This window comes from Mangrovibacter phragmitis (assembly GCF_001655675.1).
GTDB classification, from domain to species: domain Bacteria; phylum Pseudomonadota; class Gammaproteobacteria; order Enterobacterales; family Enterobacteriaceae; genus Mangrovibacter; species Mangrovibacter phragmitis.
Genome location: NZ_LYRP01000001.1, coordinates 476,483 through 498,410, shown reverse-complemented (window position 1 = coordinate 498,410; position 21,928 = coordinate 476,483). Strand labels below are relative to the sequence as shown.

20 protein-coding genes and 1 pseudogene are annotated in these 21,928 nt (G+C 48.7%); 12 read left to right on the top strand and 9 right to left on the bottom strand.

The genetic code is table 11. The features are described 5' to 3' along the window. Window positions 1-20 precede the first annotated feature (20 nt). Together ruvA and ruvB are read left to right on the top strand one after the other, a co-directional pair. Window positions 21-632 (top strand): Holliday junction branch migration protein RuvA, encoded by a 612-nt coding sequence (ruvA, locus tag A9B99_RS02235; RefSeq protein WP_064594186.1) that lies wholly within the window; start codon window positions 21-23, stop codon window positions 630-632. A gap of 8 nt (window positions 633-640) precedes the next feature. Next, the gene (gene ruvB / locus A9B99_RS02230) at window positions 641-1,651 is read left to right on the top strand and encodes a Holliday junction branch migration DNA helicase RuvB (protein ID WP_064594182.1); all 1,011 of its coding nucleotides are present in this window, start codon (window positions 641-643) and stop codon (window positions 1,649-1,651) included. 103 nt (window positions 1,652-1,754) lie between these two features. Here the strand turns inward: ruvB and znuB are convergent, their stop codons facing one another. Both znuB and znuC read right to left on the bottom strand, forming a co-directional pair. After that, window positions 1,755-2,540 carry a zinc ABC transporter permease subunit ZnuB gene (gene znuB / locus A9B99_RS02225; RefSeq protein ID WP_064594180.1) on the bottom strand — a complete coding sequence of 262 codons (786 nt, stop codon included), beginning with the start codon at window positions 2,538-2,540 and terminating at the stop codon, window positions 1,755-1,757. Beyond that, window positions 2,537-3,292, bottom strand: a complete 756-nt coding sequence (gene znuC / locus A9B99_RS02220; protein WP_064594178.1) for a zinc ABC transporter ATP-binding protein ZnuC — start codon at window positions 3,290-3,292, stop codon at window positions 2,537-2,539. Before znuC ends, znuB begins: the two co-directional genes overlap by 4 nt. 76 nt (window positions 3,293-3,368) lie before the next feature. Between znuC and znuA the strand changes: the two genes are divergently transcribed. From znuA to lpxM, 3 genes are all read left to right on the top strand, one after another. After that, on the top strand, window positions 3,369-4,334 hold the full coding sequence (gene znuA / locus A9B99_RS02215; protein WP_064594176.1) for a zinc ABC transporter substrate-binding protein ZnuA: 966 nt from the start codon (window positions 3,369-3,371) through the stop codon (window positions 4,332-4,334). 15 nt (window positions 4,335-4,349) lie between these two features. Then, on the top strand, window positions 4,350-5,693 hold the full coding sequence (gene mepM / locus A9B99_RS02210; protein ID WP_064594173.1) for a murein DD-endopeptidase MepM: 1,344 nt from the start codon (window positions 4,350-4,352) through the stop codon (window positions 5,691-5,693). Between the two features lie 116 nt (window positions 5,694-5,809). Next, a complete protein-coding gene (lpxM, locus tag A9B99_RS02205) occupies window positions 5,810-6,784 on the top strand; it encodes a lauroyl-Kdo(2)-lipid IV(A) myristoyltransferase (protein ID WP_405027770.1) in 975 nt (324 codons plus the stop codon). A 104-nt stretch (window positions 6,785-6,888) separates the two neighbouring features. Here the strand turns inward: lpxM and pyk are convergent, their stop codons facing one another. Further along, complete coding sequence (gene pyk, locus A9B99_RS02200; protein ID WP_064594169.1) at window positions 6,889-8,331, bottom strand: pyruvate kinase; 1,443 nt, start codon at window positions 8,329-8,331, stop codon at window positions 6,889-6,891. Between the two features lie 123 nt (window positions 8,332-8,454). Then, window positions 8,455-9,324, bottom strand: coding sequence for a MurR/RpiR family transcriptional regulator (locus A9B99_RS02195; protein ID WP_064594168.1), 870 nt, complete (start codon window positions 9,322-9,324; stop codon window positions 8,455-8,457). Between the two features lie 368 nt (window positions 9,325-9,692). Here A9B99_RS02195 and zwf point away from each other — a divergent pair, with 368 nt between their 5' ends. From zwf to A9B99_RS02180, 3 genes are all read left to right on the top strand, one after another. Continuing rightward, window positions 9,693-11,168 carry a glucose-6-phosphate dehydrogenase gene (zwf, locus tag A9B99_RS02190; RefSeq protein WP_064594166.1) on the top strand — a complete coding sequence of 492 codons (1,476 nt, stop codon included), beginning with the start codon at window positions 9,693-9,695 and terminating at the stop codon, window positions 11,166-11,168. A gap of 236 nt (window positions 11,169-11,404) precedes the next feature. Next, window positions 11,405-13,216, top strand: coding sequence for a phosphogluconate dehydratase (gene edd, locus A9B99_RS02185; protein ID WP_064594164.1), 1,812 nt, complete (start codon window positions 11,405-11,407; stop codon window positions 13,214-13,216). Window positions 13,217-13,272: 56 nt separating this feature from the next. After that, on the top strand, window positions 13,273-13,911 hold the full coding sequence (locus A9B99_RS02180; RefSeq protein WP_064594162.1) for a bifunctional 4-hydroxy-2-oxoglutarate aldolase/2-dehydro-3-deoxy-phosphogluconate aldolase: 639 nt from the start codon (window positions 13,273-13,275) through the stop codon (window positions 13,909-13,911). 78 nt (window positions 13,912-13,989) lie between these two features. On the opposite strand, the gene purT is transcribed toward A9B99_RS02180, so the two are convergent. Then, complete coding sequence (gene purT / locus A9B99_RS02175) at window positions 13,990-15,168, bottom strand: formate-dependent phosphoribosylglycinamide formyltransferase (protein WP_064594160.1); 1,179 nt, start codon at window positions 15,166-15,168, stop codon at window positions 13,990-13,992. Between the two features lie 126 nt (window positions 15,169-15,294). On the opposite strand from purT, the gene A9B99_RS02170 reads away from it, so the two are divergent. From A9B99_RS02170 to A9B99_RS02160, 3 genes are all read left to right on the top strand, one after another. After that, on the top strand, window positions 15,295-15,582 hold the full coding sequence (locus tag A9B99_RS02170) for a YebG family protein (RefSeq protein WP_064595465.1): 288 nt from the start codon (window positions 15,295-15,297) through the stop codon (window positions 15,580-15,582). Between the two features lie 67 nt (window positions 15,583-15,649). Then, window positions 15,650-16,003, top strand: coding sequence for a protein YebF (yebF, locus tag A9B99_RS02165; RefSeq protein WP_074388753.1), 354 nt, complete (start codon window positions 15,650-15,652; stop codon window positions 16,001-16,003). A gap of 175 nt (window positions 16,004-16,178) precedes the next feature. Beyond that, on the top strand, window positions 16,179-18,224 hold the full coding sequence (locus A9B99_RS02160; protein ID WP_064595462.1) for a S9 family peptidase: 2,046 nt from the start codon (window positions 16,179-16,181) through the stop codon (window positions 18,222-18,224). A 203-nt stretch (window positions 18,225-18,427) separates the two neighbouring features. Here A9B99_RS02160 and A9B99_RS02155 read toward each other — a convergent pair whose 3' ends face one another. Then, on the bottom strand, window positions 18,428-18,658 hold the full coding sequence (locus A9B99_RS02155; RefSeq protein ID WP_064594158.1) for a DNA polymerase III subunit theta: 231 nt from the start codon (window positions 18,656-18,658) through the stop codon (window positions 18,428-18,430). 253 nt (window positions 18,659-18,911) lie between these two features. On the opposite strand from A9B99_RS02155, the gene A9B99_RS02150 reads away from it, so the two are divergent. Continuing rightward, window positions 18,912-19,229, top strand: coding sequence for a YebY family protein (locus A9B99_RS02150; protein WP_369934880.1), 318 nt, complete (start codon window positions 18,912-18,914; stop codon window positions 19,227-19,229). Between the two features lie 329 nt (window positions 19,230-19,558). Here the strand turns inward: A9B99_RS02150 and A9B99_RS02145 are convergent. From A9B99_RS02145 to A9B99_RS02135, 3 genes and pseudogenes are all read right to left on the bottom strand, one after another. Continuing rightward, window positions 19,559-19,960: pseudogene (locus A9B99_RS02145) on the bottom strand (tyrosine-type recombinase/integrase); the annotation flags it as partial. 420 nt (window positions 19,961-20,380) lie between these two features. Continuing rightward, complete coding sequence (locus tag A9B99_RS23715; RefSeq protein ID WP_156518970.1) at window positions 20,381-20,803, bottom strand: hypothetical protein; 423 nt, start codon at window positions 20,801-20,803, stop codon at window positions 20,381-20,383. Continuing rightward, window positions 20,800-21,801 carry a hypothetical protein gene (locus A9B99_RS02135; protein ID WP_064594150.1) on the bottom strand — a complete coding sequence of 334 codons (1,002 nt, stop codon included), beginning with the start codon at window positions 21,799-21,801 and terminating at the stop codon, window positions 20,800-20,802. Before A9B99_RS02135 ends, A9B99_RS23715 begins: the two co-directional genes overlap by 4 nt. Between the last annotated feature and the right edge of the window lie 127 nt (window positions 21,802-21,928).

Genomic DNA, 21,928 nt, shown 5'->3' with positions numbered 1-21,928 from the left:
ATAAAGATCAGGAGCAAAGTGTGATAGGCCGACTCAGAGGGATTGTGCTGGAAAAGCAACCGCCTCAGGTATTGCTGGAAACAGGTGGCGTGGGTTACGAAATCCATATGCCAATGACCTGCTTCTATGAGCTGCCTGAAGTAGGTAAAGAAGCGGTGGTGTTCACGCACTTTGTGGTACGAGAAGATGCGCAACTCCTGTTTGGGTTTAATAATAAGCAGGAACGCACACTGTTTCGTGAGTTAATCAAAGTAAATGGTGTCGGCCCTAAACTGGCTCTGGCTATTTTGTCAGGGATGTCGGCACAGCAGTTTGTTAATGCTGTTGAACGGGAAGAACCGGCTTCACTAGTGAAGCTTCCGGGTATCGGTAAAAAAACAGCGGAACGCCTGGTGGTTGAAATGAAAGACCGCTTCAAAGGCATGCACGGTGACTTGTTCACACCTGCGGCTGATCTGGTCTTGAGTGCGCCCGCGAGTGCCGCGGCCGATGACGCTGAAGCTGAAGCCGTGGCTGCACTGGTGGCTTTGGGTTATAAACCTCAGGAAGCAAGCCGTATGGTTTCGAAAGTGGCAACATCTGGCGCGAATAGTGAAACATTGATTCGTGAAGCGTTGCGCGCAGTGCTGTGAGGTAAATAATGATTGAAGCCGACCGTCTGGTTTCGCCAGACAACCAGGGCCCGGAAGACAACATCGACAGGGCTATTCGCCCTAAAATGCTGCAGGAATATATTGGCCAGCCAGAAGTGCGCAAGCAGATGGAAATTTTCATTGAAGCAGCGCGTTTGCGTGGTGAAGCGCTCGACCATCTGTTGATTTTTGGCCCGCCGGGGCTTGGGAAAACCACGCTGGCAAATATCGTTGCGAATGAAATGGGCGTGAATTTACGTACCACTTCCGGACCAGTGCTTGAAAAAGCAGGCGACCTGGCGGCGATGCTGACTAATCTCGAACCTAACGACGTGTTGTTTATCGATGAAATCCATCGACTTTCTCCGGTGGTGGAGGAAGTGCTGTATCCGGCAATGGAAGACTATCAGCTGGATATTATGATAGGTGAAGGGCCGGCTGCACGTTCAATCAAGATTGATTTGCCACCCTTTACGCTGGTGGGGGCAACCACGCGGGCTGGATCTCTGACTTCGCCTTTACGTGACCGTTTCGGGATAGTGCAGCGCCTGGAGTTTTATCAGGTAAGTGACCTGCAACATATCGTCGCCCGCAGCGCCGGGTTTATGGGGCTGGATATGGCGGCGGATGCAGCTCTGGAGCTGGCACGCAGGGCAAGAGGTACACCACGTATCGCTAACCGGCTATTACGCCGGGTCAGAGACTACGCGGAAGTGCGCCATAATGGTGTGATCAGTGCTGATGTTGCCAGCCAGGCTCTGGATATGCTGAATGTCGATGTCCAGGGGTTTGACTATATGGACCGTAAATTACTGTTGGCGATTATCGACAAATTTATGGGTGGCCCGGTCGGCCTGGATAACCTGGCCGCAGCGATTGGTGAAGAGCGCGAAACGATTGAAGACGTTCTTGAACCCTATCTGATCCAGCAAGGGTTTATTCAACGAACGCCCCGTGGGCGTATGGCCACAAATCGCGCCTGGCAACACTTCGGGATTACACCACCGGAGAACGGCTGATTACTTGTGGTGCGCTTTCTCAAAGCGGCACCAACTACTATGTAGAGTAAAGCCCCTGTCGGGCAAAACCAGACAAGGGCTTATATATTCACGGGAACCGCAATTATACCACCGTCTTTTTCATCATGCTGAACATGAACAGGCAGGCGGCACATAACACCACTGAAGGCCCGGCTGGTGTGTCATAGAAGGCGGAAAAGGCCAGACCGCCAGTAACCGCCAGAATGCCCACCAGTACGGCATAACCTGCCATTTGCTCCGGTGTGCGGGCAAAGCGGCGGCCAGTCGCAGCCGGAATAATCAACAACGATGTAATAATTAAAGCGCCGACAAACTTCATCGAAACGCCTATCGTTAGTGCGGTAACCAGCATCAGCAGCAGTTTTACCCGCTGGATACGGACACCATCGACAAACGCCAGTTCCGGGCTTATGGTCATCGCCAGCAAGCTACGCCATTGCCAGCCAAGTAGTCCAATAACGACACACACGCCAAGTGAAATCGTCACTAAATCTGTTGGGGTGACCGCTAATAAATCACCAAACAGGTAGGCCATTAAATCGACCCGGACATTGGCCATCAGGCTGACCACCACCAGGCCTAACGACAGTGCACTATGTGCGAGAATGCCCAACAACGTGTCAACAGCAAGATGCTGCCGTTTCTCAAGCCAGACTAACCCTGCTGCAAGAACCAGTGTTACTGCAATAACGGCATAGAATGGGCTGACATTAAGCAATAAACCAAAAGCCACGCCCAGCAAGGAGGCGTGAGCCAGTGTGTCACCAAAATAAGACATCCGCCGCCAGACAACAAACGAACCCAGGGGCCCGGCCGCACAGGCCAGTAACACACCCGCAATCCAGCCGGGTAACAGAATTTCTATCATGAAGCGCCATTCCCTTTGCGTAATACAATGCGACCACGTAAATCATGGCGGTGATTGTGGTGGTGGCGGTACACCGCGAGTTGCTCTGCACCTGTGGTGCCAAACATCGCGATAAACTCTGGGTGCATAGACACGCTTTCTGGCGTGCCGGAGCAACAAATATGATGATTAAGGCACAGCACATCATCGGTTTTCGCCATGACCAGGTGCAGATCATGCGAAACCATCAATACAGCGCAATCCAGTTCTTTGCGTAACTGGTCAATCAGGTTATAGAGCGCCAGTTGCCCGTTGACATCCACGCCCTGGGTCGGTTCATCCAGTACTAATAACTGCGGAGAATTCATTAAAGCTCTTGCTAACAGAACCCGTTGGTTTTCCCCACCGGACAGTTTTTGCATAGGCGCTTCAAGCAGATGAGCAGCGTTAACCCGTTTCAGAGCAGGGAGCAGGTCTGATTTTTTTACCCCCGGACGTAAGCGCAAAAACCGGCTTACGGTAAGCGGCAGAGTGGCATCCAGTTGGAGTTTTTGTGGAACATAGCCAATACGCAGCCCACGGTCCCGGTTGATTCTTCCTTCATCTGGAACTACCAGACCCAGCACGACACGCACCAGAGTGGATTTACCGGCCCCATTTGGCCCCAAAAGCGTAAGAATACGCCCAGGCTTAAGGGAGAATGAAATATCTGATAAAACACGCCGTTGCCCGAATGACACAGACACGTTTTCCAGTGAGACAAGATTGTTCATGGATTTAAACGTTGCAGAAGTTAACGAATGTTATAATATCACAAACTTCGCTGGAATGATGATGGAATAACGCATTATGTTACATAAAAAGACATTTCTTTGCGCGGGCTTTACAGTTGCACTTTGGGCGGGCACCACTGTAGTGGCTCAGGCCGATGTTGTCACCTCAATTAAACCACTGGGTTTTATCGCATCCGCGATTGCTGATGGAGTAACTAAGACAGAAGTATTACTCCCGGATGGCGCTTCCGCACACGATTACGCGCTGAAACCAGGTGACATAATAAAATTAAAAAACAGTGACTTAGTGGTATGGGTTGGCCCGGATATGGAGGCCTTTATGCAAAAGCCAGTGGCTCAACAGGCGGGTGATAAAAACATCGCCTTGTCCACTCTGGCAGCAGTGAAACCGTTACTCATGAAAGGTGGTGATGACGATGATCACGACCATGAACATGTACAGAGTGATGCTGCACATCATGACAAACAGGACGAAAATAGTGATGATGATCACCATCATGGTGAATACAACATGCATATCTGGCTTTCACCTGAAATATCAAAACTGGCAGCGGTTGCAATTCACGATAAATTAGTGGAACTTATGCCGAAAAATAAAGCCAAACTGGACGCAAACCTGCAGCAATTTGAGGCAGAATTAGCCCGCACGGACAAGCAGATTGCAGACGAGCTGTCACCGGTGAAAACGAAGGGGTATTTCGTTTTTCATGATGCGTATGGTTATTTTGAAAAACAGTACGGTCTGACATCTCTCGGGCACTTTACCGTAAACCCTGAAATTCAACCGGGTGCACAGCGTTTACATAACATCAGAACAGAGTTGGTTGAGCAAAAGGCGGTGTGTGTCTTTGCTGAACCACAATTCAGACCAGCCGTTGTCGAGGCCGTTGCCCGTGGTACAGGGGTGCGCATTGGGACCCTGGACCCGTTAGGAAGTGGTATCGCGTTGGGTAAAGACAGCTACATGCAGTTTTTAACCCACTTGTCTCATCAGTACACGAGCTGTCTGGAAGGAGATTAACGAGGATTTTTGTACGTGCAACAGATAGCCCGCTCTGTCGCTATGGCTTTTAACAGCCTGCCCAGACCCCATCGCGTTTTGCTGGGGTCCCTGACAGTACTCACTTTATCGGTCGCCGTATGGCGGCCCTATGTTTACCATCCCGATGCCACACCTGTTGTGAAAGCATTGGATCTTCATGACAACAAGCCCGTCCATACGCTGATGCCGGATGCCAGCGAGCCAATTGATCAAACATCGGCAGATGATGTGGATGTTGCGTTACCACCTGATGACACAACGACACAGGATGGCAGCGATGAGACAACGTCCAGCAATGGTGTTCAGGATTATGTGGTTTCTACCGGTGATACGCTGAGCAGTATTCTTAATCAATACGGTATTGATATGGGAGAAATCAGTCAGTTAACCAGCACGGATAAGGACCTGGAAAATCTCAAAATCGGCCAGCAACTCTCCTGGACGCTCACCCCCGATGGTAACTTACAGCAATTGTCCTGGGATGTTTCGCGACGCGAAACGCGTGTTTATGACCGTACTGATAACGGTTTCAAGCGCAATGTTGAAGTACAGCAGGGCGAGTGGGTCAACCGGGTTATCAAGGGCAAAGTTAGCGGCAGTTTTGTTGCCAGCGCAAGAGCAGCAGGGCTTAGTGGCAATGAAGTTAACGATGTCGTTAAAGCGTTACAGTGGCAAATGGATTTCCGCAAACTGAAAGCAGGAGATGAGTTCTCTGCGTTAATTTCACGCGAACAGCTTGATGGCAAGCGTGGTCAGAGTCATTTATTGGGCGTGCGTTTGAAAACCGGTGGTAAAGATTACTTCGCTATCCGTGCCGCTGACGGCAAATTCTACGACCAAAATGGGAATGGTCTGGCCAAAGGGTTCTTAAGGTTCCCGACCAGTCGCCAGTTCCGGGTATCATCAAACTTTAATCCTCGCCGCCTGAACCCGGTTACCGGGCGCATAGCCCCGCACCGTGGTGTGGATTTTGCGATGCCACAGGGCACACCAGTGTTGTCAGTGGGTGATGGCGAGGTGATTGTAGCCAAACACGATGGTGCTGCGGGGAACTACATTGCTATTCGTCATGGACGCACCTATACAACACGCTATATGCACCTGAAGAAACTACTGGTGAAACCAGGCGATAAAGTGAAACGTGGTGAGCGTATTGCGCTTTCTGGCAACACCGGGCGTTCAACCGGGCCACATCTGCACTTTGAAGTATGGATTAACCAGCAGGCGGTAAACCCGCTGACGGCGAAACTTCCGCGTACTGAAGGACTGACCGGTGCTGATCGCCGCACTTATCTGGCGCAGGTTCGTGAAATCAGACCACAATTAGTCTTTAATTAAATTGTTTGCCAGCCTGAAAGCCGGTGCTTAATCAAGTGCCGGCTTTTCTTTTATCTGGTAGATTTAGCCCGCTAAAATAAAAGTAATCCTGAGGACTGGCTGATAACGGCATGGAAATGAGCAAAAAAGCGAATAATGAATATATCCCTGAGTTTAACCGCGCATTCCTGCATCCACGTTACTGGGGAGCATGGTTAGGTGTGGGTGCATTTGCCGCTCTGGCGCTGGTACCGCCTAAATTACGTGATCCTTTTCTGGGCTTTATTGGGGTCAAAGCAGGCCGGTTAGCAGGTGGGGCGCGCCGCCGGGCTCGTATCAATTTATTCTATTGCTTTCCGGATTTGCCGGAAGCAGAACGTGAAGCTGTCATTGACCGGATGTTTGCCACTGCACCACAATCTATGGTTCTGATGGCCGAATTAGCATTGCGTGGCCCTGAGCATGTGCAAAAACGTGTTCAGTGGCATCATGCGGAAATCATCGAGGAACTGCGTTCCAGGCACGAAAATGTGATTTTTCTGGTACCTCATGGCTGGGCTGTCGATATACCCGCTATGGTACTTGCGGCTCAGGGCAACAATATGGCTGCAATGTTTCATAACCAGGGTAACCCGGTATTCGATTTTGCATGGAACACTGTAAGGCGGCGTTTTGGTGGCCGGCTGCATGCACGTAATGATGGCATAAAGCCCTTTATCAGTTCTGTTCGGCAGGGCTACTGGGGGTACTACTTGCCCGATGAAGATCACGGCCCGGAACAAAGTGAATTTGTTGATTTCTTTGCTACCTATAAAGCAACCTTGCCTGCAATTGGGCGGTTGATGAAGGTTTGCCGTGCACGCGTGGTTCCTATGTTCCCGGTTTATAACGCACAAACCCATAAGCTGGATATTTACCTGCGCCCACCGATGGACGACTTGCGTGAAGCAGACGATGTTACGATTGCACGGCGCATGAATGATGAAGTGGAAAAACTGGTTGGGCCAAATCCGGAGCAGTACACCTGGATACTGAAATTACTGAAAACACGCAAACCCGGTGAGACAGAACCTTACCGGCGTAAAGAATTGTTCCCGCGAGGCAAAGCGTAACAGAGATTTTCATGTCCGCACAGATAACATACTGTTTGTCTGGCAGAAATATTAAAGGGGCCTTCAGGCCCCTTTATTTTATGCGTCAGTTGAGAGTGAAAATATTACTCAACAGTAAGGATGCGTGTGGTATTTGTGGTGCCCACAGTACTCATCACATCACCCTGAGTAACGATAACCAGATCACCAGACATCAGGTAGCCTTTATCGCGCAGCAGGTTAACGGCATCGTTCGCAGCAGAAACGCCATCAAGCTCACTGTCAAAGTGCACAGGTGTTACCCCACGATAAAGAGCGGTGAGGTTCAGTGTACGTTCATGGCGTGACATGGCGAAAATTGGCAAACCAGAGCTGATACGTGAGGTCATCAGTGCTGTACGCCCGGATTCTGTCATGGTAATAATTGCGGTCACACCTTTAAGGTGGTTTGCCGCGTACATGGCAGACATAGCGATGGCTTCTTCAACATTTTCGAACTGAACATCAAGGCGATGTTTGGAAACGTTAATGCTGGGGATTTTTTCCGCGCCGACACACACGCGTGCCATTGCGGCCACGGTTTCTGCCGGATACTGGCCGGCAGCAGTTTCTGCTGACAACATAACGGCATCAGTGCCATCAAGCACTGCGTTAGCCACATCCATAACTTCAGCACGCGTTGGCATCGGGTTGGTAATCATCGATTCCATCATCTGCGTAGCGGTAATTACTGCACGGTTAAGTTTACGGGCACGACGAATCAGTGTTTTCTGAATACCAACCAGTTCCGGGTCGCCAATTTCAACACCCAAATCACCGCGTGCGACCATAACCACATCAGACGCCAAAATGATGTCGTCCATTGCTTCTTCTGTTGCGACAGCTTCAGCACGTTCAACTTTGGAACAAATTTTAGCGTCACAGCCCGCATCACGCGCCAGGCGACGAGCATAGTTCAGGTCTTCACCACAACGAGGGAAGGACACTGCGAGATAATCAACACCAATTTTTGCAGCAGTAATAATGTCAGCTTTGTCTTTCTCTGTGAGGGCTTCAGCAGATAAACCCCCTCCGAGTTTGTTAATCCCTTTATTGTTGGACAAGGGGCCACCGACAGTCACCTCGGTAAAGACTTTCATCCCCTGAACTTCCAGCACTTTTAGCTGCACTCGGCCATCGTCAAGCAACAGGATATCGCCCGGGACAACATCAGCAGGCAGGCCCTTATAGTCAATACCAACCTGTTCTTTGTCGCCTTCGCCTTTACCCAGGTTCGCATCCAGCAGGAATTTATCGCCGATATTAAGAAAGACTTTGCCTTCTTTAAACGTGGACACACGAATTTTTGGCCCCTGGAGGTCGCCAAGAATAGCCACATGGCGCCCCAGTTTGGCTGCTATTTCGCGTACTTTATCTGCACGCATCTGGTGATCTTCGGCGGTGCCATGAGAGAAGTTCATGCGCACAACGTTAGCGCCTGCCGCGATAATTTTTTCAAGGTTATTATCGCGATCAGTTGCCGGGCCTAACGTGGTGACAATTTTGGTTCTACGTAGCCGTCTGGACATTTATTACTCCGTTGACTGAAACAACTTGGTGTTGCGTGAATAAAACCCGGTATTTCTGCACGCCTGGTAACGCAAAGACAACATTAACCGAACGAACCGACTGATACAGCTTTAGTTATAATTTCAATGCTGATCACCGGGTACCATCAAACCTTTATCAAACCGCGATTCTTTCAGGGCTTCTTTGACTCTCTTCAAGTTATCCCTGAATTTTGCGCCACGGCGCAAAATGAAACCGGTTGCCAGAACATCAATCACAGTAAGTTGTGCAAGCCGTGAAACCATTGGCATATAAATATCGGTATCCTCAGGAACATCCAACAGAATTGCAAGTGTTGATTCCCAGGAAAGTGGAGAGCCGCTGGTTGTGATTGATAAGACGATGGCATCGTTTTCACGAGCCAGTTGTGCGAGCTCGACCAGATTTTTGGTGCGACCAGTATGAGAAATCAGCACAACAACGTCATTTTCGCTACAATTCATGCAACTCATGCGCTGAACAACAATATCGTCGGAATAGATGACCGGGACATTAAAACGAAAAAACTTGTTCATGGCATCGTGCGCAACGGCTGCCGATGAGCCCAACCCGAAAAATGCAATGCGTTTTGCCTGGGTAAGAAGGTCTACGGCGCGGTTAACCGCCTGCATATCAAGTTGTTGGCGCACATGGTCCAGATTTGCCATGGCTGATTCGAAAATTTTGGCTGTATACCCTTCAACCGTATCGTCTTCATCGACATTACGGTTGACATAAGGGGTCCCGCTGGCAAGGCTCTGGGCAAGATGTAACTTGAAGTCGGGAAACCCGCGTGTTTCCAGGCGGCGGCAGAAACGGTTTACTGTCGGTTCGCTCACGCCCGCCTCGCTGGCAAGAGTGGCAATACTCGAGTGCATGGCACCTGAAGGCGAAGCAAGAATTACTTCGGCAACTTTTCGCTCCGACTTGCTAAGATGTTCCAGTTGAGACTGAATTTTGTCCAGCATGTTCATAGATTACAGCACACTCATTGATAAGGACGATTTCGCCATCTGGTGATACCGTGTCAATTTTGTGATGAATATACGCTTTTGCAGCAGATATTGGATACAACCTCTGGCAGGATGTTGTTGTTTTTTTTCATAACATGATCAGAGTCTTGTTTTCATAACAGCAAAATCTGCTTTACCGTGCCTTGTTTGCCCGCAGAAACAAGCCAGACGAGGCGTAAAACTGACAATTCTTTAAAACTTAGTCAATAAAATGCCTTTTGGCATCTGTACAGTGTTGTTAAAGATGTAAACACAGTACATTAGTATGAAAGAAAATTACAGATAAGCGCCTGGCTGAGTATCAGGCCAGACATAACGAGGAGACAAAGATGGCGGTAACGCAAACAGCTCAGGCATGTGACCTGGTTATTTTCGGTGCGAAAGGTGACCTGGCGCGCCGGAAACTGTTGCCTTCCCTGTATCAATTGGAGAAAGCGGGCCAACTCCATGACGACACGCGCATTATTGGCGTAGGGCGTGCTGACTGGGACAAAGCTGAGTACACCAAAGTGATTCGTGAAGCGCTGGAAACCTTCATGAAAGAGAAAATCAACGAAGCGTTGTGGGACAAACTCAGCGCGCGGCTGGAATTCTGTAACCTGGATGTCAACGATACCAAAGCATTTACCCGGTTGGGTAAAGTGCTTGATCAGAAAAACCGTACCACCATTAACTACTTCGCTATGCCACCCAGCACTTTTGGCGCTATTTGCAAAGGGCTGGGCGAGGCGAAACTGAATGCCAAACCTGCGCGTGTTGTCATGGAAAAACCGCTGGGTACGTCTCTGGAAACTTCTCAGGAGATTAACAACCAGGTTGGGAAATATTTTGAAGAGTGCCAGGTGTACCGTATTGACCACTATTTAGGGAAAGAAACGGTACTGAACCTGCTGGCACTACGTTTTGCCAACTCATTGTTTGTTAATAACTGGGACAACCGGACCATTGACCATGTGGAAATTACCGTAGCAGAAGAAGTGGGGATTGAAGGGCGCTGGGGCTATTTTGATAAAGCCGGGCAGATGCGCGATATGATTCAAAACCACCTGCTGCAAATTTTGTGCATGATTGCCATGTCACCACCATCTGACCTGACGGCGGACAGCATCCGTGATGCCAAAGTTCAGGTACTGAAATCGCTACGCCGCATTGATCGCTCAAATGTGCGTGAAAAAACGGTGCGCGGTCAATATACCTCTGGTTTTGCACAGGGCAAAAAAGTGCCAGGTTACCTGGAAGAAGAAGGAGCGAACAAAAGCAGTGGCACTGAAACCTTTGTCGCCATCCGTGTTGATATCGATAACTGGCGTTGGGCGGGAGTTCCATTCTACCTGCGCACCGGTAAACGCTTACCGGCTAAATGCTCTGAGGTAGTTGTTTACTTCAAGAATCCGGAACTGAACCTGTTTAAAGAGTCCTGGCAGGAGTTACCACAGAATAAACTGACTATTCGACTGCAACCTGATGAGGGCGTTGATATTCAGATTCTGAACAAAGTGCCAGGTCTTGATCATAAGCACAACCTGCAAACGACAAAACTTGACCTGAGCTACTCCGAAACCTTTAACCAAACCCACCTGGCAGACGCTTATGAGCGCCTGCTACTGGAAACAATGCGTGGTATTCAGGCCCTGTTTGTGCGCCGCGATGAAGTGGAAGAGGCCTGGAAATGGGTTGACTCCATTACCGAAGCCTGGGCCGCTGATAATGAAGCGCCAAAACCTTATCAGGCCGGGACCTGGGGGCCTGTAGCCTCAGTCGCCATGATCACCCGTGATGGCCGTTCCTGGAACGAGTTCGAGTAAGTTCTGCAGGGGAGCAGTTAGCTGTAACTTTACCGGTAACATGATCTAACACAGAAAGCAGGTAATTTTTTTTAAATTAAAGCCCTGACTGGATTCACCAGCGGGGCTTTTTTATTTACACTAACTGAAGCGATTTTGCCCCTGGAGTGCGGTATATCAGGAATCAGAGCTATTTTAAATCTCACTGATATATCCGACAAAACTGCCGATGGCAGACAGAACTATGAGGACCTTTTATGAACTCTGTATTGTTACGCGTAACAAATAGAATTATTGAACGCTCACACGCAACCCGGGAAGCTTATCTGGCCCGCGTTGAACAGGCGAAAAGTAAAACAGTGCACCGTGCAGAACTGGCGTGTGGCAATCTGGCTCATGGGTTTGCTGCCTGCCAGGCAGAAGATAAAGCCTCTTTAAAAAATATGCTGCGCAGCAACATTGGCATCATTACAGCCTATAACGACATGCTGTCTGCGCATCAACCTTATGAAACTTATCCACAAATTATTCGCGAGGCACTGCACTCCGTGGGCGCAGTAGGCCAGGTGGCTGGTGGTGTTCCGGCTATGTGCGATGGTGTGACGCAAGGCCAGGATGGAATGGAGCTTTCGCTGCTCAGTCGTGAAGTGATTGCCATGTCAGCGGCGGTGGGCTTGTCTCATAATATGTTTGATGGCGCGTTATTCCTTGGTGTGTGCGACAAAATTGTGCCCGGGTTGGCGATGGCTGCACTGTCATTCGGGCATTTGCCGTCGGTGTTTGTGCCATCAGGCCCAATGGCGAGCGGGCTGGCTAATAAAGAAAAAGTGCGTATTCGTCAGTTGTATGCAGAAGGGAAAGTTGACCGTGCAGCATTACTTGAATCTGAAGCTGCCTCTTACCACGCGCCGGGTACCTGCACATTTTATGGTACAGCGAACACCAACCAGATGGTGATTGAGTTCATGGGGATGCAGTTACCCGGGTCGTCATTTGTCCATCCGGATGCGCCTCTGCGTAAAGAGCTGACATGCGCAGCCGCACGTCAGGTAACACGCCTTACCGGTAATGGGAATGAGTGGATGCCACTGGGCAAAATGATTGATGAGAAAGTGGTGGTCAATGGCATCGTCGCACTGCTGGCCACAGGTGGTTCCACTAATCACACTATGCATTTGGTCGCAATGGCGCGTGCCGCAGGCATTATTATTAACTGGGATGACTTTTCCGAAATTTCTTCGGTTGTTCCGTTGTTGGCGCGTCTTTACCCCAATGGCCCGGCGGACATCAATCACTTTCAGGCTGCGGGTGGTGTACCGGTTCTGATGCGCGAACTGATTAAAGGCGGTTTGTTACATGAGGATGTCAATACAGTTGCGGGCTTTGGTTTGCAACATTACACCATGGAGCCCTGGCTGAATGAAGGCAAACTTGACTGGCGAGAAGGGGCAACTGAATCACTGGATAGCGATATTATTGCCTCTATTGATAAACCATTCTCCCAACATGGCGGCACCAAAGTATTGAGTGGCAACCTCGGGCGCGCAGTGATGAAAACTTCTGCAGTGCCTGTGGAAAATCAGATTATTGAAGCGCCTGCCATTGTTTTTGAAAGCCAGCACGATGTCGTTCCAGCATTTGAAGCGGGTTTGCTTGATAAGGACTGCGTTGTCGTTGTCCGCCATCAAGGCCCGAAAGCGAATGGAATGCCAGAATTACATAAACTCATGCCGCCACTTGGTGTATTATTGGACCGTCGTTTCAAAATTGCATTAGTGACGGATGGCCGTTTGTCCGGTGCCTCCGGTAAAGTACCTTCTGCAATTCATGTGACACCGGAAGCTTATGCTGGTGGGCTTTTGGCTAAAGTCCGTAATGGCGACATGATCCGCGTAAACGGGCAGACTGGCGAGCTAACCTTGCTGGTTGACGGCGCGGAACTACAAGAACGTGAACCGTTCCACCCGGACCTCAGCGCTCAACGTGTTGGGACTGGTCGTGAGTTATTCGGTGCATTGCGCGAGAACTTATCCGGGGCGGAACAGGGCGCAACCTGTATTTCATTCTAACACCCGGCGCATTTGCGCCGTAACGCTGACTAAACGTTGTCGGGAGACATTCTCTGATGAAAAACTGGAAAACAAGTGCGGAACAAATCCTGAAAACAGGTCCTGTTGTGCCGGTTATTGTTGTCAATAAACTTGAGCATGCAGTGCCAATGGCAAAAGCACTGGTTGCCGGTGGGGTACGTGTACTGGAAGTTACACTGCGTACTGCCTGCGCTATTGATGCTATTCGTCTGATTGCAAAAGAAGTGCCGGATGCTATCGTTGGGGCTGGTACCGTGCTCAATCCACAACAACTGGCAGAAGTGACCGAAGCCGGTGCGCAGTTTGCTATCAGCCCGGGTCTGACTGACTCCCTGTTGAAAGCCGCAACCGAAGGTACCATTCCACTGATCCCTGGGATCAGCACTGTTTCTGAACTGATGCTGGGTATGGATTACGGTTTGCGTGAGTTCAAATTCTTCCCGGCAGAAGCTAACGGTGGCACCAAAGCTTTATCCGCCATCGCTGGCCCATTCTCTCAGGTGCGTTTCTGCCCAACGGGTGGTATCTCTCCGGCAAACTACCGCGACTACCTGGCACTGAAAAGCGTATTGTGCATCGGTGGTTCCTGGCTGGTTCCGGCTGATGCGCTGGAATCTGGCGACTATGACCGTATTACCCGCCTGGCCCGTGAAGCTGTTGAAGGCGCGAAATAATCAGGCCAGTTAACTGGTTGAGTCATATACAAACGGCACCTGAGGTGCCGTTTTCGTCTTTGTTGTTGGAGCCGGGGATTAACCCTTAACGTGTATTTTCCCGGATGCTGATTTTGCCCGGACGACTGCATCTTCTGTCGTTTCACCCGTTGCCAGCGCAACCCCCATACGACGAGTACCGTTAATCTCAGGTTTGCCAAACAGGCGGATTTGTATGCCTGCACTGAGTGCATTTTCCAGACCACCAAAACGTACATCTGTGCTGGTCAGGTTCGGCAGGATGACAGCTGAAGCACAAGGGCCGTACTGGCGAACACCGCCAACAGGTAACCCCAGAAAAGCGCGAACATGCAGTGCAAATTCTGACAAATCCTGAGAGATCATGGTGACCATACCGGTGTCATGCGGGCGAGGCGATACTTCACTGAACACGACGTCATCACCACAAACAAACAGTTCCACACCAAACAAGCCATAACCACCCAGCGCCAGAACGACTTTCTCAGCAATGGCCTGTGCCCGGCTCAGCGCGAGCTCACTCATTGCCTGTGGCTGCCATGATTCACGGTAATCGCCATCTTCCTGGCGGTGGCCTATAGGGGCGCAGAAATGTACACCATCCGCCGCACTCACCGTCAGTAGTGTAATTTCGAAATCAAACGCAACGACACCTTCAATAATCACTTTGCCTGCACCTGCACGGCCGCCTTCCTGCGCATAGCTCCATGCTTTATCCAGATGGCTGGCATCACGAACAAAACTTTGCCCTTTTCCGGAAGAGCTCATAACCGGTTTAATGATGCACGGGAAACCAATTTCCTCTGCTGCGGCAACGAAATCTGCTTTCGTATCAGCAAAACGGTATGTGGACGTGGGAAGGGCCAATTCTTCTGCAGCCAACCGGCGGATACCTTCACGGTTCATTGTCAGGCGTGCGGCTTTGGCGCAGGGAACAACTTTTTGGCCCTGGTTTTCCAGTTCAACCAGCATATCTGTAGCGATCGCCTCAATTTCCGGCACGATATAATCAGGTTTTTCTTCTGCAACCAGGTTTTTCAGTGCCTGTGGGTCGAGCATGTTGATTACATGGCTACGATGAGCAACGTGCATTGCAGGGGCATCGGCATACCGGTCTACGGCGATAACCTCCAGACCCAGCCTCTGACATTCAATCGCCACTTCTTTGCCCAGTTCCCCAGCGCCAAGAAGCATTACGCGTGTTGCTGCCGGACGCAGCGCAGTTCCTAAAATAGCCATATCGCAGTACCTGATGTGAGAAAAACAGCGGCAGTATATACGAAAACGTTTGCGTTGGCAGCGGGTTTGCATTTTAGCTCAGTTTTAACGTATACTGGATATAAATACAGTAATTGGAGCAGCATGATGGCAGTCGTAGTTAAATATGTTGTCGTGAGAGACGGTGAGGAAAAAATGTCTTTTGTCAGCAAAAAAGAGGCCGATGCCTATGACAAAATGTTAGATCTGGCGGAATGCCTGACTGACTATCTGGAAAGTTCTCCGGTCTTGCTGGAAGGAGGGCTGCGCGAAGAGCTTGCCTTATGGCTTGCGGAACATAAAGATGAACTGAGCGGTATTTTGCGCTCCGGTAGGTTACCAGATGTTACCGAAAACCTGCCAGTTTCCGTTGAAAAGAAAGTGAAAGTTGCCTGAACCGACTTGCAGGTTGCCTGTTTTGTACCATGCTTTTCTCACAACTTGATAAATCACGGAGTGGCATGTGAATAAAACAGGCTTTTTGACAGGGTGTATGGTGGCATTTACTGTGATGGTTGTATCCGCTGCGGCGAATGCGGTAACCAAACGCGTAAATCTCATTCCCTGTGAGAACATGAAAGCGGAAAATATTGCCGCAACAGTTAAAAATGATTACCTGCAAAACCGGTTACAGCGTTGGTCTGACGACCAGAAAGCCTTGGGGCAGAATGACCCCGTGGCCTGGGTCAATGTCAAAGACATGCACCACAATGGCGATACATGGGTTGTACCATTAGTTGTCCGGGGGCAAAAACAAGATTTGCACTACCAGGTAACAGTGGATTGCAAAGCAGGTAATGCAGATTACCAGCGTTAGGCTGAATAACCGGGCATATATATGCCCGGTTTTACGTAAACAATAGTGGGTTTATTGTACAGCTGGTTTGCATGTCCTCATAATGACAGGCAATTCCTCTCCACGCGCAGTTAGCGTGATATCCTGTGCGGCAGTTGTGCCATTTTCAGGAGTTATTATGGCTCGTTCGCCAGTTATCCCTCCCCGGGCAGCAAAGCGCCCGCACCTGTTAGCCCGGCATGGCGATGTCAGGCATGATGATTACTTCTGGCTACGGGATGATTCACGTCAGTCACACGAAGTGCTGGGGTATCTTCGTGCTGAGAATGATTACTGTATGCAAATTATGGCTCCTCTTGAGCAATTTCAGCAGGCCCTTTATGAGGAAATGGTTGCCCGTCTGCCCAAAAAAGAGAGCAGTGTTCCCTGGCAACGTAACGGGTATCGCTACCGGCAGTGTTTTGATGAAAATGCGGAGTATCCTGTTTGGCAACGTCAGCCAGCAGAGCTGAATGTTGACGATGAGTGGCATATTTTGCTCGACTGCAACAGGCGGGCTCAGGGAGGGGCATATTACGACTTGGGCGCACTAAGTGTCTCTCCGGATAATCGTCTGATGGCAGTGACGGAAGACCGGGTTTCTCGCCGCCAGTATCAATTACATGTGAAAGACCTGGCTAATGACATATGGCTGAATGACACTGTCACTGAGCTTTCTGGTAGTGTGGTATGGGCGAATGATTCCGCCACGTTTTACTATGTCAAAAAGCATTCAGTGACTTTGCTGCCTTACCAGGTGTGGCGCCACAGGCTGGGTGACGCGACAGAAAATGACGAACTGGTCTATCAAGAGGAAGATAATCGTTTTTATGTTGGCATCTATAAGTCTCGCTCAACGGAATTTGTGATTATTGCCCTGCACAGCACCACAACCAGTGAAGCCTGGTTACTGGATGCCAATGATTCATCCGCCATACCGCAATGTTTTCTTGCACGTAAAACGCAGCATGAGTATGACATTGACCATTTCCAGGGGCAATTTTGGGTACGTTCAAACCAGGATGGCAAAAATTTTGGGTTGTACTGCAGTCCGGAAACAAAACGGGATACATGGGCAGTTGTGCAGGCTGCAAGCCATACCGTAATGGTCGAGGATTTTACGCTCTTTACTCACTGGGTGGTTATTGAGGAGCGTGAAAATGGACTGACGCAGTTACGCCTGATTGACAACAGAAATGGCCGCCAGCAGCGACTGGTACTTGATGACCCTGCCTGGGTTGTCTGGACCAGTAATAATCATGAGCCAGACAATGAATGGCTGCGCTATGTTTATACCTCAATGACCCGCCCACAAACAGTATTCGAAATGAATATGCTCACTGGCGAACGGCGTTTATTGAAGCAGCAGGAAGTGTTCGGGTTTGATTCGCAGAATTACCAGAGCGACAGGATTTGGATTGACTCACGGGACGGGGTTAAGGTGCCGGTTTCCCTGGTCTGGCGTAAAGATAAGTTCAGAATGGGGCAGAACCCTTTACTGGTATACGGCTATGGTGCGTATGGCGAGAGTATCGACGCTGATTTCAGCACTACACGGCTCAGTTTGCTCGACCGCGGTTTTGTATACGCCATAGCTCATATACGGGGCGGCGGTGAGCTGGGGCAATCCTGGTATGAAGAGGGCAAGTTATCGCACAAACCTAATACATTTAATGATTTTATTGATGTGTGTGAAGCGTTGCTGGTCCGGGGAATGGGCGCACCTGGGCAGTTGTATGCGATGGGCGGAAGTGCAGGGGGGTTGTTGATGGGGGCCGTGGCGAACATGCGGCCTGAATTATTCCGTGGCATTCTGGCACAAGTTCCATTTGTTGATGTTGTGACCACGATGCTCGATGAATCTCTGCCGCTAACGACCGGTGAATATGAAGAGTGGGGCGACCCACATATCCCCGAAGATTACTGGGCCATCAAGGCATGGAGCCCTTATGACCAGGTCACACCTCAAGTGTATCCGCATATGATGGTCACCACAGGTCTACACGATTCCCAGGTTCAGTATTGGGAACCTGCAAAGTGGGTGGCCCGGTTAAGAGAACTGAAGACAGATGACCACCTTCTGTTATTGTGGACTGACCTGGATACTGGCCATGGTGGTAAATCAGGTCGCTATCAGTATTACGATACCGTGGCACTTGAGTGCGCTTTCCTTATTGGACTTGCTGAACAACGGCTTGGTTAGCCTGTCCGTTTTCAGTTAACCAGTGGCAGAGTCTCTCCCTGCCACATTTCATCATTTCGGCAACAGACCACCACTCCATTGATGCATAGTACACTTCTTACACAACCACCCCGGCACGGCCAGGGTGAGATATTTCAATCAGGAAAATCTGTATAAGGAAGAGTAACGGACAGAACGTAACTAACTGCTACTGGATGTAATCATTACTTCGACTTTGGTTCATAAGGCAGGCGAGAAAGATTTACTGATGCCAGACGATGGGCAGCCAGGCGCTCACGGAACCATGGACGCAAAGATTCGGGTTGTTCGCGCTCAACCTGGTCGGCAATAACGGGCATGTTGTAGCGTTCTTTAAACGCAACCGCTCCGGCTGCAAGGTCTACATTGATTTTATCCATGTCTTCTTGAGGAAGATTTGCAAGGTTAGTGTTCATATAGTCTCCTGATAATGCGTGAAGTGTACCCTGTAATAGATGAATCATAAACCCGGGGATAACGCGAAGTGTTGCAGCAGCCTTATACATTACATAGAAATTCTTTACCGCATCAAGAGTGACGCAGCCGGTGAATAATCGTTATAGTCTGGTAAAAATTTCTGTTGGGTAACAAACCGGGCTTTCTGAGTTCCTCAGCTTCCCGGGCTTGAAGAGAGCAGCACGCAAAATGAGAAAATTAACGATTGGGCTGATGTTATTGGGCACAGCATTTGTCGCACAGGCGTCTTCTGAAATACAGACGGTAAGCCGGTTTCAGGTGGGCAAGGATAAATGGGCATTCAACCGTGAAGAAGTGATGCTGGTTTGCCGACCAGGTAATGCGCTGTATGTCATTAATCCCAGCACACTGGTGCAATATCCTCTGAATCAGGTTGCTGAGCAACAAGTGGCCGAAGGGAAAGTGTCGGGGCAGCCAATTTCGACCATTCGAATAGATGATCCTCAACATCCAGGTAAAAAAATGTCATTACAGCCCTTTATCGAACGGGCAAGCCACCTCTGTGGTTAACTGGTTGATTTTTTGATGCCATAAATAAAAGAAAAGCCGTAACAGAGTTTGTTCTGTTACGGCTTTTTCGCGACCAGTCCCGGTCAGTTAATGTTTTTTATACTCCAGTTTTGCCAAACACTGGAAAAGCTGACGCGGTAATCTATTCTTAAAAGGCAAGGCAAATAGCCTGCATTAATGCCAACTTTTAGCGCACGGCTCTCTCCCAAGAGCCATTTCCCTGGACCGAATATAGGAATCGTATTCGGTCTTTTTTTATCGCCTTATATATCAATGACTTAGAGGTGATTGCACGAAAATGCACGAAATTGCATATCCGGTCTTTCGCCTCAAACCAGAGTAAACACTTTCTCACGCACATCAAGATATTTTTCTGTCATTTTTTCTGAACGATGCCCGAACAACTTTTGCGCAAAATCTTTGCCTCGTTGTTCTTCGTGAAGTCGGCCAGATAAGCTCCTGATTTCATGAAAACTCGGCGGGTTGTCATTAAACAGGATCCCGGACTTATTTCGGGCTTTAACAAAGCCTTTGGTTAGGCTGTCTGGATGTACCGAACCATCTGGGCTGTTTTTCCTGATGCCGGAGCTGATAAGAAAAGCAGAACGGCTTACCAACCTGCACCGGTCAATGACAGAGGAAAGGCGCGTACTGCTAATTTCCAGCGAAAGCGGTATTGCCAGCATTGCTCCGGTTTTAATCTGGGTTACATGGAGCCGCCCGTCATGGATGGCCGGGCAAGAAGTGGCGATATCTCTCGGTAATGATACGTACCGTGATTACTCTGGCGCTGCACTGGCGCGAATGCTTGAGGTGAACCGGAGTACATGGCTGAGGGTGTATGCGCCGCATTGGGCATGGTTAAAGGATGAATTTTGGCTTTCTGATATAAATGCACTTACTGATTCGTTTATCAATACCATGCAAGATTAATAGACGGTAATTAACTGGTTTGTGAGATTTGATATTCAGCAAACCACCTGTAATTTACTGCTGTTATCTGCGCGATGAATAGCTTGTATTTTCACTGTCATGATTCAGCGAAAATACAAGCAACTTTAAATTTTACTTTTGAACGATAATCTGTGTTTTTCTATTTTATTTGTGTGGAGCATTGTAATCATTTTGCTTTTTAAATTTCCATAAAGACTTTATGGAAAGATATCTAAGATGTATTTTATCCCACCTGCAACAAAAAAAAGTATAATCGAGACTGTGTTTATTATGTTTATGTTGTAGTATGTGTTTAACCATTTTTTTTGCTCGGCAGGAATTTTCATGAATAAATCTCCTGTGTATACTCTCCCGCCAAAACAACCCCGAGGCTTTTTACCAACTGTAAGGCAACGAAAGAAATATACCATGGGGAATGCACCCCAAAATCCCATCATTGAATGAAAACTATATGCACCTGGAAGAGGAGCGCCTGTTGATTTATATTTCTCTAAAAGAGTTTCATATTTTTTTTTATGTATTCCAAAATAAACAAAGCTAATAATCAAACAAAAAATGCAAATCCAGGCGAACAGTAAACCTGCATAAGACACATATTTAGAAAAAATCTCTATCGTCATTTGAAAAATTTATCCATCGCGGCATCTGTAGCTTTTCCGGCAGCATAACCACCGACAAGAGAACCAATTGCAGCACATGCTAAAGCACCTGAACCACCTTCTGGTGCAGTAATTATACCAAGAGCAACACATACACTGGAACCGATGGAACCGCCGTAATAGCCTCCAAGAGAAGAAGCGCCTGTACCCATACCAAACTTAGTATATTCCCGGAATGCCACTCTTTCACACTCATCTTCTCTGCCTACTGAGCAAGCCTGGATAACATCATTTGTTGTATTGGCAAAGGCGAAAGCTGTTCCAATATAGCCACCAGCTTTTAATAGTTTTGCCGCTTTGGCAGCTCCATCAACATAATCAGCATAACCAGGAATACCAACCAAACCGACTGTGGACCACTCATGTACAATAGACTTGCTTGATAATCTCAATGCCTTTCGCATATCTTCATAATCAGCAAGTTTTAATGTCCTTCTTGCCAGGTTTTTTAACAACGGCTTATTTACCAGTTCTTTTAACTGATTAAAAAGTGTAGATCTTTCAGCGAAAAACTCCTGGCTTATCAAAGAGCCCTTTGTGATAAATTGATTCCGATAGGTGGATTCGATTTTTATCAGAACGCGCTCTATTTCTTTGAAGTATTTTTCCCCGGCATCTCCGACAGAGCTAAATATTTTATCACCTGCGTTGGTTATGGTTGCAATCAGGCCATAGTTTCGCTGTAAAAAACTGGCTTCATCTGTACTTACACCAACCAGGGCAGTATTAACTTTATGTTTGGTCTGTCTGAACTGATTAAGTATTGATGCCGTCACTGGCGCACTGGGATCCGTTATGGCCAGTATCTCGCCGGGTTTAAGCCACTGTGTGTCGGCGTTAACCTGCATGAACTGTTTAGCGGCCTCGCTCTTGTAATCCTGGAATAACATTCTGGCCTGGAAATCCAGCGTTCCTGGTTGTTCAACAACGCAATAACCGGGTGTATACGTCCTTGCCATCAATATTCTCTCTGTCTCGATATTTTACTGATGAAGTTGAAACAACATATCTTTCCTGTCAGGTATACGAGTCAACGCCGTCGATGATTTTTTAAATAAAAATAATGGGTTAATCACCAGGCTAACC

Bases quoted from the DNA above. Each gene is read 5' to 3' on its own strand.
- ruvB (WP_064594182.1), top strand. From the start codon at position 641: ATGATTGAAGCCGACCGTCTGGTTTCGCCAGACAACCAGGGCCCGGAA.
- znuB (WP_064594180.1), bottom strand. From the start codon at position 2,540: ATGATAGAAATTCTGTTACCCGGCTGGATTGCGGGTGTGTTACTGGCC.
- znuC (WP_064594178.1), bottom strand. From the start codon at position 3,292: ATGAACAATCTTGTCTCACTGGAAAACGTGTCTGTGTCATTCGGGCAA.
- znuA (WP_064594176.1), top strand. From the start codon at position 3,369: ATGTTACATAAAAAGACATTTCTTTGCGCGGGCTTTACAGTTGCACTT.
- lpxM (WP_405027770.1), top strand. From the start codon at position 5,810: ATGAGCAAAAAAGCGAATAATGAATATATCCCTGAGTTTAACCGCGCA.
- pyk (WP_064594169.1), bottom strand. From the start codon at position 8,331: ATGTCCAGACGGCTACGTAGAACCAAAATTGTCACCACGTTAGGCCCG.
- A9B99_RS02195 (WP_064594168.1), bottom strand. From the start codon at position 9,324: ATGAACATGCTGGACAAAATTCAGTCTCAACTGGAACATCTTAGCAAG.
- zwf (WP_064594166.1), top strand. From the start codon at position 9,693: ATGGCGGTAACGCAAACAGCTCAGGCATGTGACCTGGTTATTTTCGGT.
- edd (WP_064594164.1), top strand. From the start codon at position 11,405: ATGAACTCTGTATTGTTACGCGTAACAAATAGAATTATTGAACGCTCA.
- A9B99_RS02180 (WP_064594162.1), top strand. From the start codon at position 13,273: ATGAAAAACTGGAAAACAAGTGCGGAACAAATCCTGAAAACAGGTCCT.
- purT (WP_064594160.1), bottom strand. From the start codon at position 15,168: ATGGCTATTTTAGGAACTGCGCTGCGTCCGGCAGCAACACGCGTAATG.
- A9B99_RS02170 (WP_064595465.1), top strand. From the start codon at position 15,295: ATGGCAGTCGTAGTTAAATATGTTGTCGTGAGAGACGGTGAGGAAAAA.
- A9B99_RS02155 (WP_064594158.1), bottom strand. From the start codon at position 18,658: ATGAACACTAACCTTGCAAATCTTCCTCAAGAAGACATGGATAAAATC.
- A9B99_RS02150 (WP_369934880.1), top strand. From the start codon at position 18,912: ATGTTATTGGGCACAGCATTTGTCGCACAGGCGTCTTCTGAAATACAG.
- A9B99_RS23715 (WP_156518970.1), bottom strand. From the start codon at position 20,803: ATGACGATAGAGATTTTTTCTAAATATGTGTCTTATGCAGGTTTACTG.
- A9B99_RS02135 (WP_064594150.1), bottom strand. From the start codon at position 21,801: ATGGCAAGGACGTATACACCCGGTTATTGCGTTGTTGAACAACCAGGA.